The sequence below is a fragment of the Streptomyces avermitilis MA-4680 = NBRC 14893 genome (genome assembly GCF_000009765.2).
GTDB classification, from domain to species: Bacteria; Actinomycetota; Actinomycetes; order Streptomycetales; family Streptomycetaceae; genus Streptomyces; species Streptomyces avermitilis.
The window spans coordinates 7,305,504-7,317,082 of record NC_003155.5; the positions used below are offsets into that span (position 1 = coordinate 7,305,504).

At 71.4% G+C, this 11,579-nt stretch carries 12 protein-coding genes; 7 read left to right on the forward strand and 5 right to left on the reverse strand.

The features are described from left to right. Nucleotides 1–15 precede the first annotated feature (15 nt). The gene (locus SAVERM_RS31265) at nucleotides 16–1,812 is read right to left on the reverse strand and encodes an AMP-dependent synthetase/ligase (RefSeq protein WP_010987470.1); all 1,797 of its coding nucleotides are present in this window, start codon (nucleotides 1,810–1,812) and stop codon (nucleotides 16–18) included. Nucleotides 1,813–2,107: 295 nt separating this feature from the next. On the opposite strand from SAVERM_RS31265, the gene SAVERM_RS31270 reads away from it, so the two are divergent. The 6 genes from SAVERM_RS31270 to SAVERM_RS31295 all read left to right on the forward strand — a co-directional run bounded on the left by SAVERM_RS31270 (nucleotide 2,108) and on the right by SAVERM_RS31295 (nucleotide 7,258). Beyond that, nucleotides 2,108–2,905 carry a metallophosphoesterase family protein gene (locus SAVERM_RS31270; protein ID WP_010987471.1) on the forward strand — a complete coding sequence of 266 codons (798 nt, stop codon included), beginning with the start codon at nucleotides 2,108–2,110 and terminating at the stop codon, nucleotides 2,903–2,905. A 134-nt stretch (nucleotides 2,906–3,039) separates the two neighbouring features. Next, the gene (locus SAVERM_RS31275; RefSeq protein ID WP_010987472.1) at nucleotides 3,040–3,483 is read left to right on the forward strand and encodes an SRPBCC family protein; all 444 of its coding nucleotides are present in this window, start codon (nucleotides 3,040–3,042) and stop codon (nucleotides 3,481–3,483) included. A 109-nt stretch (nucleotides 3,484–3,592) separates the two neighbouring features. Continuing rightward, nucleotides 3,593–4,762 carry an ArsA family ATPase gene (locus tag SAVERM_RS31280; RefSeq protein ID WP_010987473.1) on the forward strand — a complete coding sequence of 390 codons (1,170 nt, stop codon included), beginning with the start codon at nucleotides 3,593–3,595 and terminating at the stop codon, nucleotides 4,760–4,762. A gap of 103 nt (nucleotides 4,763–4,865) precedes the next feature. Beyond that, nucleotides 4,866–5,381: a DUF5304 domain-containing protein gene (locus tag SAVERM_RS31285; RefSeq protein WP_010987474.1), complete on the forward strand. Its 516-nt coding sequence runs from the start codon at nucleotides 4,866–4,868 to the stop codon at nucleotides 5,379–5,381. 55 nt (nucleotides 5,382–5,436) lie between these two features. Further along, entirely contained in the window at nucleotides 5,437–6,390 is a 954-nt protein-coding gene (locus tag SAVERM_RS31290) for an ROK family glucokinase (protein WP_010987475.1), read from the forward strand. A 103-nt stretch (nucleotides 6,391–6,493) separates the two neighbouring features. Then, nucleotides 6,494–7,258: an endonuclease/exonuclease/phosphatase family protein gene (locus SAVERM_RS31295; protein ID WP_037646735.1), complete on the forward strand. Its 765-nt coding sequence runs from the start codon at nucleotides 6,494–6,496 to the stop codon at nucleotides 7,256–7,258. Here the strand turns inward: SAVERM_RS31295 and SAVERM_RS31300 are convergent. The 4 genes from SAVERM_RS31300 to SAVERM_RS31315 all read right to left on the reverse strand — a co-directional run bounded on the left by SAVERM_RS31300 (nucleotide 7,255) and on the right by SAVERM_RS31315 (nucleotide 10,607). Next, nucleotides 7,255–8,277, reverse strand: coding sequence for a CU044_5270 family protein (locus SAVERM_RS31300; RefSeq protein ID WP_037646738.1), 1,023 nt, complete (start codon nucleotides 8,275–8,277; stop codon nucleotides 7,255–7,257). The genes SAVERM_RS31295 and SAVERM_RS31300 overlap by 4 nt on opposite strands. After that, nucleotides 8,270–8,890, reverse strand: coding sequence for an RNA polymerase sigma factor (locus tag SAVERM_RS31305; protein WP_010987478.1), 621 nt, complete (start codon nucleotides 8,888–8,890; stop codon nucleotides 8,270–8,272). The genes SAVERM_RS31300 and SAVERM_RS31305 overlap by 8 nt, the downstream gene beginning before the upstream one ends. Before the next feature lie 270 nt (nucleotides 8,891–9,160). Beyond that, nucleotides 9,161–9,805 (reverse strand): hypothetical protein, encoded by a 645-nt coding sequence (locus tag SAVERM_RS31310; RefSeq protein ID WP_010987479.1) that lies wholly within the window; start codon nucleotides 9,803–9,805, stop codon nucleotides 9,161–9,163. Further along, entirely contained in the window at nucleotides 9,798–10,607 is an 810-nt protein-coding gene (locus SAVERM_RS31315) for an alpha/beta hydrolase (protein WP_037646899.1), read from the reverse strand. Before SAVERM_RS31315 ends, SAVERM_RS31310 begins: the two co-directional genes overlap by 8 nt. A gap of 201 nt (nucleotides 10,608–10,808) precedes the next feature. Between SAVERM_RS31315 and SAVERM_RS31320 the strand changes: the two genes are divergently transcribed. Then, complete coding sequence (locus SAVERM_RS31320; RefSeq protein ID WP_037646900.1) at nucleotides 10,809–11,576, forward strand: lysophospholipid acyltransferase family protein; 768 nt, start codon at nucleotides 10,809–10,811, stop codon at nucleotides 11,574–11,576. Nucleotides 11,577–11,579: the final 3 nt, after the last annotated feature.

Genomic DNA, 11,579 nt, shown 5'->3' on the forward strand with positions numbered 1-11,579 from the left:
CCCGACCGGGGCCGCCTACTTCTGGTAGATCGCCTCGATCTCGTCCGCGTAGTCCTTCGCCACCACATGACGCTTGAGCTTCAGGGACGGCGTGAGGTGGCCCGACTCCTCGGTGAACTGGGAGGACAGAATGCGGAACTTCCGCACCGATTCCGCCTTCGACACCGCGGCGTTGCCGTCGTCGACAGCGCTCTGGACCGCCGCGAGGAGATCCGGATCCTGCCGCAGCGACGCCGCGGTGGAGCCGGCCGGCTTGCCGTGCTCGGCGGCCCAACGGCCCAGGAACTCGTCGTCGATGGTGACGAGCGCGCCCACGAACGGGCGTCCGTCGCCGACCACCATGCACTCCGCGACCAGCGCGTGCGCGCGGATACGGTCCTCGATCACGGCCGGGGCGACGTTCTTGCCGCCCGCGGTGACGATGATCTCCTTCTTGCGGCCGGTGATCCGCAGATACCCGTCCTCGTCGAGGGTGCCGATGTCACCGGTGTGGAACCAGCCGTCGGCAAGCGCCTCGGCGGTCGCGCCCTCGTTGTTCCAGTACTCCTTGAACAGGTGCTCGCCGTGCAGCAGCACCTCGCCGTCGTCCGCGATCCGGATCACGGAGCCCGGCAGCGGCTGGCCGACCGTGCCGATCTTCGTGCGGTCCCAGGGGTTGAAGGCGGTGGCCGCGCAGGACTCGGTCAGGCCGTAGCCCTCGAGGACCGTGAAGCCGATGCCGCGGAAGAAGTGGCCCAGGCGCTCGCCCAGCGGGGCGCCGCCGGAGATGGCGTACTCGCCCTTGCCGCCGAGAACGGCCCGCAGCTTGCTGTAGACGAGCTTGTCGAACGTCTTGTATTTGATCTTCAGCCCGAGGGACGGGCCGGACGGGGTGTCCAGGGCGCGGCTGTACGCGATCGCCGTGTCCGCCGCCTTGTCGAAGATCTTGCCCTTGCCGTCCGCCTGCGCCTTGGCGCGCGCCGAGTTGTAGACCTTCTCGAAGACGCGCGGCACACCGAGGATCAGCGTCGGCCGGAACGCGGCCAGTTCGTCGGTCAGGTTCTTGATGTCCGGGACGCAGCCCAGCTTGATCGGCGCCATCATCGGCGCGACCTGCACGAGCCGTCCGAAGACATGCGCGAGCGGCAGGAAGAGCAGGACGGAACACTCGCCCGTGCGGAAGAGCGGGCGCAGCCGCTCCACGATGTTGCCGCACTCCGCGAAGAAGGCGCGGTGGGTGAGGACGCAGCCCTTGGGACGGCCGGTCGTGCCGCTCGTGTAGACGATGGTCGCCGGGTCGTCGGCCTTGGCGAGCGAGCTGCGCTCCTCGACGGTGGCGTCGCTGACGTCCCTGCCGAGGCGCCCCAGCTCCTCCACGCCGCCGGTGTCGATCTGCCAGACGTGCTTGAGGGCGGGCAGCCGGTCGCGCACCGACTCCACCGAGGCCGCGTGCGTGTCCAGCTCGACGACGCAGGCGGTCGCGCCCGAGTCGCCGAGGATCCACTGCACCTGCTCGGGGGAGCTGGTCTCGTACACCGGCACGGTGATCGCGCCCGCGCTCCAGATCGCGAAGTCGAGCAGCGTCCACTCGTAGCGGGTACGGGACATCAGGCCGACCCGGTCGCCCGGCTGGACGCCCGAGGCGATGAGCCCCTTCGCCGCGGCGCGCACCTCGGCGAGGAAGGCGGTGGCGGTGACGTCCTGCCAGCTGCCGCCGACCTTGCGGGCGATGACGGCGACGTCAGGATGCTGCGCGGCGTTTCTGCGGACGATGTCGGTCAGATTGCCGTCCGCAGGGACCTCGTACAAAGCCGGAAGGCTGAACTCGCGCAAGACTGCTGCTCCTCATAGGGCGCCGGCGCCACGACTCTGTGTGATGCGACGGTGCGGTCCAAGGCTCGGGCAGGTGCTCGGGACATCATTGTTGAATTCCTGAGCACGACTGGACTGCCCGGACGTTACCCGCCGGTATGGCTTCTTCGACAGGGGGTCCCGGCCAGATGTTCTGTGCGTCACACATGGTGGCGTTCCTGCGATCACGGTAGTGCACGCGGTTACTGACTAGCCAGTAATCGCAGGTCCGGCCCGCTCTATTCACCTTTGCCGCACACGCTTACGCTTGATCGCCATGGCACTCTCACCAGGCGGCAACCGCAGGAAGCGCATCCATGTGGTCAGCGATGTGCATGGCAACGCGCGTGACCTGGCCCGGGCCGGCGACGGCGCGGACGCCCTGATCTGCCTCGGTGACCTCGTGCTCTTCCTCGACTACGCCGACCACTCGCGCGGCATCTTCCCGGACCTGTTCGGTGTGGCGAACGCGGACCGCATCGTCGAGCTGCGCACCGCCCGCCGCTTCGAGGAGGCGCGGGCGTTCGGCGCCGAGCTGTGGTCCGGCATCGGCAGCGACCGGGCGGCCGCCATCGAGAAGGCGGTACGCAAGCAGTACGCGGAGATGTTCGCCGCGTTCCCGACGCCGACGTACGCGACCTATGGAAACGTCGACATGCCGACACTGTGGCGTGAGTACGCCGGACCCGGCACGACCGTGCTGGACGGCGAGCGGGTGGAGATCGGCGGCTGGACCTTCGGCTTCGTCGGCGGCGGACTGCGCACGCCCATGCGGACGCCCTACGAGATCAGCGACGAGGAGTACGCGGCGAAGATCGAGGCGGTCGGCGAGGTGGACGTGCTGTGCAGCCACATCCCGCCGGAGGTGCCGGAGCTGGTCTACGACACGGTGGCGCGGCGCTTCGAGCGCGGCAGCCGGGCGCTGCTGGACGCCATCCGCCGCACCCGCCCGCGCTACTCCCTCTTCGGCCACGTCCACCAGCCGCTGGTGCGCCGGATGCGGATCGGGGCGACGGAGTGCGTGAACGTGGGGCACTTCGCGGGGTCCGGCAAGCCGTGGGCGCTGGAGTGGTGAGCGGCTTCGAGCGCTCCGGGTGCCGATACGTCAGGTGGGGTGACAGCGCCGGTGGCTGTGCGCGGTAGCCTTCACGCTGCACACACGTGCGCACCACCCTCCCTCACCGGACCGCACCTGGAGGAGCCACGGCGATGGCGGAACACACCAGCTCGAGCATCATGATCGAGGCGGCACCGGCCGACGTCATGGAAGTGATCGCCGACTTCGCCCGCTACCCGGACTGGACGGGCGAGGTGAAGGAGGCGGAGGTCCTCGGGACCGACGGCCAGGGCCGCGCCGAGCAGGTCCGGCTCGTCATGGACGCGGGCGCGATCAAGGACGACCAGGTCCTGGCGTACACCTGGACGGGCGACCACGAGGTGTCCTGGAGCCTGGTCAAGTCCCAGATGCTCCGCTCCCTGGACGGCTCCTACCTCCTGAAGCCGGCGGGCTCGGACGCGACCGAGGTGACGTACCAGCTCACGGTCGACGTCAAGATCCCCATGCTCGGCATGATCAAGCGCAAGGCGGAGAAGGTCATCATCGACCGCGCGCTGGCCGGCCTGAAGAAGAGGGTGGAGTCGGAGGAGAAGTAGGGGTCGGCCGCGGCGGGGGCCGGGGGCGCGGCCCCACGGACACCGGGAACGGGCTCCGCCATCGGGACCAGCCAGGTCCGCCGGCCAGGCACGGGTAGCGTTCACCCTTATGCGCACCCTCCTGATCACAGGCCCCGGCGGCTCCGGCCGTACCACCGTCGCCGCGGCCACGGCGCTGAGGGCGAGCCGTACGGGCACCCGGACCCTCGTGCTCAGCGCCGACCGCACGGACACCCTGGGTGCCGCCCTCGGCGTACCGACGGGCGGGGCCCCCGTCGAAGCCGCACCGGGCCTGACCGCCTGGCGCCCCGACGCCGCCGACCGCTTCCGCGCGGACCTCACCGCCTTCCAGGACCGCGCCGCCACCGCCCTCGACTTCCTCGGCGCCGCCCGCCTGGACGCCGAGGAACTCACCCCCCTCCCCGGCGCCGAGGAACTCGCCCTGCTGCGCGCCCTGCGCGACGCCGCGCTCTCCGAGGCGTACGACCTCCTCGTCGTCGACCTCCCCCCGGCCCCGCAGGCGCTCGCCCTCCTCGCCCTCCCCGAGGAGCTGCGCCGCTATCTGCGCCGCCTCCTCCCGCCCGAACGCCAGGCGGCCCGCGCCCTGCGCCCCGTGCTCGGCCGGCTCGCCGGCGTCCCGATGCCCGCGGACTGGCTGTACGAGACGGCCGCCCGCTGGGACGTGGAGCTCGCCGCGGTCGAGGCGGTCGTCGAGGACCGCGCCACGACCGTACGACTGGTCGCCGAGCCCGGACCGGCCGGCGCCGACGCCGTCCGCGCCGCCGCCACCGGCTTCGCCCTGCGCGCCGTGCGCATCGACACCCTGATCGCGAACCGGCTCCTGCCCGAGGAGGCCGACGACGCCTGGTCGGCCGGCCTCGCCGCCCAGCAGCGCAAGTTCCTCGAGGAGTGGCGGGGGGAGTACCGGCTCCACGAACTCCCGCACCTCGGACACGACCCGCGCGGCGCGGACGACCTGGCCGCACTCGCCGTACCCGGCGTCAACGACGCGCCTGGGCCGGTCGAGTGGTCCGTCGCCGACCGCCTCGCCGACGACGGGGTGCTCGTCTGGCACATCCCGCTGCCCGGCGCCATACGCGACGAACTCGACCTCCTCCGGCGCGGCGACGAACTCGTCGTCACCGCGGGACAGTTCCGCCGGATCGTCCCGCTCCCGTCGGCCCTGCGCCGCTGCACCGTGGCCGGCGCCGCCCTGCGCGAGGGCGAGCTGCGGATCCGCTTCGCGCCCGACCCGGACCTGTGGCCCCGCGAAAGGTGACGGCGAGCTCCCGGCGGAGTCGCGGTCCGTGGCCCCGGATCCGGTGAACCGCGTACCCCGTTCGGGTAACGTCGGAGGTACGAACCGTAGGCAGGAGTCCGCCATGAGCGAAGAGCGCCCCACGTCCGACGCCGCTCAGGAGGACGCGGCCGACGAGACGCGGGTTCCCCCCGGCCGAGCGGAGTCGAGCGCTCGCGGGAGCGCAGCCGACGGCGACGCCTGGGCCAAGGCCTGCGCCGAGGATCTCGCCGCCGAGAAGGCCCGCCGCCGCGCCCAGTACGGCGCACAGCCCGGCTCGGCCGCCGAGGAACTGCGCAAGCTCGTCGACGCCGTCGCCGAGAAGCTGTCCGGGCTCCAGTCGCCGCTGATCGACGCGGCCACCTCCGGGACGGCCCAGCAGATGGTCAGCCAGGTGGTGCGACAGGCCAAGGCCGTCGTCGAGCCCGTCATCGAGCGCAATCCGGACGTCTTCGACCATCTGGCCGCGGCCGGCTCCGAGCTGCTCGCCGCCTACCGCTCCGCCGTGGAGGCCCAGGAGAAGCGCTGGACGGCCCGGGACCACGACCCCCGCCACCGGGGCGGGGACCAGGGGCCGGGGGAACACATCGACTTGGACTGACAGCCCCCTCGGGTACGGTTGGCAGTAGCGGGGCTCGACCGAAACTGAGGGATTCATGGGACTCACCATCGGCGTCGACATCGGCGGCACGAAGATCGCGGCCGGCGTGGTCGACGAGGAAGGCAACATCCTCTCGACCTTCAAGGTGCCGACCCCCACCACGCCGCAGGCCATCGTGGACGCGATCGCCGCTGCCGTGGAGGGTGCCCGCGCGGGGCACGAGATCGTCGGAGTGGGCATCGGTGCCGCGGGCTACGTCAACCGTCAGCGCTCCACGGTCTACTTCGCGCCGAACATCCACTGGCGGCAGGAGCCGTTGAAGGACGAGGTCGAGGCGCGCGTGGGCCTGCCGGTCGTCGTGGAGAACGACGCGAACGCGGCGGCCTGGGGCGAGTACAAGTTCGGCGCGGGCAAGGGCCACCGCAACGTCATCTGCATCACGCTGGGCACGGGCCTCGGCGGCGGCATCATCATCGGCAACAAGCTGCGCCGCGGCCACTTCGGCGTGGCCGCCGAGTTCGGCCACATCCGGATGGTCCCGGACGGCCTGCTGTGCGGCTGCGGCTCGCAGGGCTGCTGGGAGCAGTACGCGTCGGGGCGCGCCCTCGTGCGGTACGCGAAGCAGCGCGCCAACGCGACCCCGGAGAACGCGGAGGTCCTGCTGGCGCTCGGCAACGGCACCCCGGACGGCATCGAGGGCAAGCACATCTCGGTGGCCGCCCGCCAGGGCGACCCGGTCGCGGTCGACTCCTACCGCGAGCTGGCCCGCTGGGCGGGCGCGGGCCTCGCCGACCTGGCCTCCCTCTTCGACCCGTCCGCCTTCATCGTCGGCGGCGGCCTGTCCGACGAGGGCGAGCTGGTCCTCGACCCGATCCGCAAGTCGTACAAGCGCTGGCTGGTCGGCGGCAACTGGCGGCCGGTGGCCGACGTCATCGCGGCCCAGCTCGGCAACAAGGCGGGCCTGGTCGGCGCCGCCGACCTGGCCCGGGAGCCCGACCCGATCATGTAACGCGCATACGTGTGTGACGACGGCGCCCGCCGCACCCCGCGAGGGGTACGGCGGGCGCCGCGGTTTCCGCCGCGGCCCCAGCCGTCGGCGTATCTTGATCGCCATGCCGACCAGCCCTGCCGCCAGTCCGCTGCCCCCCTCGCGCACCGAACCGGACGGTTCCGCCGTCATCCGGGTGCTCAGCTACAACATCCGCTCGATGCGCGACGACACCGCCGCGCTCGCCCGGGTGATCAGCGCCTGCGAACCCGATCTGGTGCTCGTCCAGGAGGCGCCGCGGTTCTTCCGCTGGCGCAAGAAGCTGGCGCCGCTGGCGTCGGCCTGCGGCCAGGTGGTCCTCTCCGGCGGTGCCACGGCCGCGGGCCCCGCGCTGCTGTGCTCGCTGCGGGCCACGGTCGAGCGCACCGAGGACGTCCTGCTCCCGCTCACCCCCGGTCTGCACCGGCGCGGCTTCGCCACCGCCGTCGTCCGCTTCGGCCGGGCCCGCCTCGGTGTGCTGAGCTGTCACCTCTCGCTCCAGAAGAACGAACGGTACGAACAGGGCGGCATGCTCCTTGACCACCTGGCCCGCCTCGGTACCCCGCACGCGATCGCGGGCGGCGACCTCAACGAACGCCCCGACGGCCGCACCTTCAAGCGCCTCGCCTCCGAGCTCCGGGACTGCTGGGCGACGGCCCCCTGGGGCGCCGAGTACACCTCCACGCCCGCCGACCCCCACCAGCGCATCGACGCGATCCTCGCCACCCCGGGCATCGAGGTCCTGGCGTGCGGGGTGCCGCTCGGCCACCCCGGGGTCACGGAGGCGGACCTGAGGGCGGCCACGGACCACCTGCCGGTCCTGGCCGCCCTCAGAGTGCCCGCGTCCTAGCCGGCCTGGGGACGCTGCTTGGCCTTGTCGGTCACGGCCCAGCTGTCGAGGTACGAGAACTGGTCGTAGGTCCTGCCGTGCGAGGTGCGGGTGTCACGGAAGCCCAGGAATTCGTAGGTGTCCGGGTCGAAGATGAAGGAGTTGCCGGCCCCGGTCTCGGCGTTGGAGCGGTGCGAGAACCGATCGTCGAAGGTGATCGCGACACCCCTCCGTCCGGCGGCGTCCTTCTGGTTCGGCACCGCCTTCACCCCCGGCACCATGGCCAGGGCCTCATAGGCCGCGGGCCGCAGGTCCTCCGGCATCACCGGCACGAGCATGAGCAGCCCGACGAGGGAGAAGTGGATCTGCGACCATTCCTGATCCCCGATTTCGTCGATCGAGTGCGGGGTCCTGCCACCGAAGTTGAGTTTCAGGATGAGCTTCGCCGGATCGGTCGGCAGGCTCTTGAGCGTGTCCCAGTCCTGCGGCGGCCACATGGACACCGACTCCACGTGGTCGCCCGGCCGCTTCTTGTACGGCACCGACCACCAGCCCTTGCCGATCTCCATGATCCATGAGGGCTTGGTGTCGTCCACGGACCGCCAGGTCTCGTCGACGTAGGTCTTCTTCGCTCCGGTCTCCCGCTCGGTCTCCTTGATGATCTCCTTGGTGTAGATGAACTGGTCGTCGCGCGGAGCGACCGCCGTCTCGTGCTCGCGCGAGAACGCCGCCGCCCCGTACAGCACGGTCCGCGCGCTCACGTTCCGCAGCGCCGGGGAGCTGCTGGAGGGCGGTGTCGCGGTGCGCCGTGCACCTCCGTCGTCGTCGCGTACCGCCACCAGGACCGTGGCGGCGACCGCCGCGGCCACGGTGGCGGTCAGGGCGATGCGCACGACGGGACGGCGGCGTCGTACGACCGGAGCCGGGTCGTTCATCGCTGCGAACAGACGGACGCGCACCCGGTGCCGGGTCTCGTCGTCGAGCGGGGGTGCCCCCGCGTCCCAGTCGCGCAGCTGGTCGAGTTCGGGCGAGTCATGCATGGGCGTCTGCCTCCCGGAAAGCCGTCGGATCGGTGCCACCCAGTGCTTCGCGCAGTCTGCCGCGGGCCCGGTGCAGCCGTGATCTGACGGTGCCGACGGGCACGCCCAGGGCCTGGGCCGCCTCCTCGTAGTCGAGGCCGCCCCAGGCCACCAGCAGCACGACGTCACGGTGCCGGGCGGAGAGCCCGGACAGCGCGGCCGCCAGTTCCCGGCGCACCCCTGTGGCGCCGGCCCTGGCGACCGCGCGGTCCGCGACCGGCTCCTCGTGCTCGACCGGCTGCGGGACCCGGGCGAGCGCCTTGAAGCGGCGCGCCTCGGCTCTTCGGTGCCGGGCCACGAGGTTGGTCGCGATCCCGAACAGCCACGGGCGGGCGTCGGCCCGGCCGAGGTCGTACGTGTGACGTTGCCTGAAGGCCGTGGTGAACGTCTCCGCCGTCAGATCCTCCGCCGCCTCGGGACCGAGCCGCCGGGCCGCGTAACGGTGCACGGCGCCGGCGTATCGGTCGAAGAGGGCGGCGAACAGCTCGGGCTCGTCCCGGGACCGTTCGATCACGCGGGCGTCACTCTCCTCGCGATGCTCCTCGCGGGCGACGACGTCCGGTCCGACGGTCATCGGGGCTCCTTTCGTTCGTGTGAACGCCTCGAAGGCTTGGGTTCTGTCAGGTGGTTCACCTCTCTTTCGCCGGTCGCCGCGATCGAGTTCCATCCGGGCCGGGGCATGGGCAGGTTCCGGGCCGGGGCGTGCGAGAGTTCCGGGCCGGGAGCCTGCGAGAGTGCCGGGAGCCTGCGAGAGTTCCGGGCCGGGGGGCGGGCGAGAAGCCCGGGCCGCGGGCATGCGAAAGGCCCGCCCGGATTGCTCCGGACGGGCCTCGGCCGGTCGGGCTCAGACCACCGCGCCCCGCCCCGGATCCTCGTCGTCCTCGTCACCCGTGCGCATGCGCATCACCAGCGTGGCGAAGCCGCCGAGGAAGCCGCCGATGCCGACCGTGGTGAGCCACCAGGTCATGTCCCAGCCCAGAAGGACCGCCAGCAGGAGCAGGATCGGCCCGCCCACCACCCCGAGCCAGGCGAACTTCGCCGTCGCGTCGGCCGCGGGCAGCGGCGGCGGCTCCGGCGGTACGAAATGGCCCTCGTCGTCCTCGTCGAAGTCGTCCTCGGACGCGTCCGGCGCCGCGTAGTCGCGCGGGCCGCCGCCGATGCCCGGCGCGAAGGCGACCGAACTGCCCAGCGGCTTACCGGCCGAGGGCTTGTCGGCGGACCCGGACCCGGAGCCGGCGTCCGAGGCGGAGTCCGATCCCGGGTCCGCATCCGATTCTGATCCCGGGTCCGCACCCGAACCGGCTCCCGCGTCGCCGTCGTTGGTCTCCGGATCGAGGAGTGCCAGGTCCTCTATCGACTTGAACGGCTTCGCGCCGGGCGGGTCCGGCGGCTCCTCGCCGTACCCGGCGACGATCGCCGCCCACGCGGCCTCCTCGTCGATCGGCACGCCCTTCTCCTCCGGCTCGCGGTCGGAGTCGTGCTCAGCCACCGGTGGCCGTCCCTTCCTGCTGGTCCACGTGTCCCACCCCGGACTTCTTGCCGACGGCGGGTGCGAGCCTGCCGAGGAAGGCGTAGCTCTCCTCGAAGATCCGGTCCGCGTCGTGGTCCAACGTCGCCACGTGGTAGCTCTGTTCCAGCAGGCTCTCCGTCACGTCCGTGGACGACACCCGGCTGAGGATGCGCGCCGAGTCGGCCGGCGGCACCACATGGTCCTGCGGGCTGTGCAGCAGCAGCATCGGCTGGGTGACCTGGGGCAGCTCGCCGTCGACCAGCGCGTAGAGGTTCCGCATGGAGTGGGCCGCGTGCAGCGGGACGCGGGAGTAGCCGATCTCGACGCCGCCCTCCTTCGCGATGTCGCTGATGATCCCCTTCACGGAAGGGACGAGGTGCCGCAGCACCGGAAGGGCGTACGCGGCCGGGCCGTGCACCTTGTTCGCCGGGTTGACGAGCACGAGGCCGCTGATCTCGTCCCCGTGCTTCGCGGCCAGCCGCATCGCCAGCGCGGCGCCCATGGACAGACCGAAGACGAACACCTGTGTGCAGCGGTCGCGCAGGGCGCGCAGCTCGCGGTCCAGCTCCGCGTACCAGTCCTGCCAGCCGGTGAGCTGCATGTCCTCCCAGCGCGTGCCGTGCCCGGGCAGCAGGGGCAGCGACACGGTCAGACCGCGCTCGGCGAGATACTCCGCCCAGGGGCGCAGCGACTGCGGGGAACCGGTGAAGCCGTGGCAGAGGAGGACGCCGACCTCCCCGCCCTCGTGGCGGTACGGCTCGGCTCCAGGAAGGACCGGCACCTTCGGTCTCCTGTTCATGAGGTGGGTGTTCATGAGGGGGGTGATCACGAAAAGCACGACGAGCGTGCCCCGAGGCTTCGAGGCGTACTTCACCGTACGCGACCGCACTGACACCGACCAGGGTCGTCGGCTCCTTTGAGGGTGCCCCGGGATAGGGTCTGATCGACAGACACAGGAGGCATTCGGTTGATCTACGGCGCCATGAAGTTTTCCATCGGGGGGCCACTGAAGCTTGCCTTCAGGCCCTGGGTGGAAGGCCTCGAGAACATTCCCGCCGAGGGACCCGCCATCCTGGCGAGCAATCACCTGTCGTTCTCGGACTCGTTCTTCCTGCCCGCGGTCCTCGACCGCAAGGTGACCTTCATCGCGAAGGCCGAGTACTTCACGACTCCCGGCATCAAGGGGCGTATGACGGCCGCCTTCTTCAAGGGCGTCGGTCAGCTGCCGGTGGACCGCTCCGGCGCGCGCGGCGCGGGCGAGGCGGCCATCAAGAGCGGCATCGAAGTCATCGAGCGGGGTGAGCTGTTCGGTATCTACCCGGAGGGCACGCGCTCGCCCGACGGCCGGCTGTACCGCGGCAAGCCCGGCGGTCTCGCGCGCGTGGCACTCGCCACCGGCGCGCCCGTCATCCCGGTCGCCATGATCGACACCGAGAAGATCCAGCCGCCCGGGAAGGTGATGCCCAAGCTGATGCGCCCGGGCATCCGCATCGGCAAGCCGCTGGACTTCGGCCGCTACAGCGGCATGGAGCACGACCGCTTCGTGCTGCGCGCGGTGACCGACGAGGTCATCTACGAGATCATGAAGCTCTCCGGCCAGGAGTACGTCGACATGTACGCCACGGCCGCGAAGCGGCAGATCGCGGACGCGGCGAAGGCCGAGAAGCAGGCCCAGAAGGACGCCGAAAAGCAGGCGCAGAAGGAACTCGAGGCCCGGCAGGCCCTGGAGAAGGAACGGTCCGGCTCCTAGACG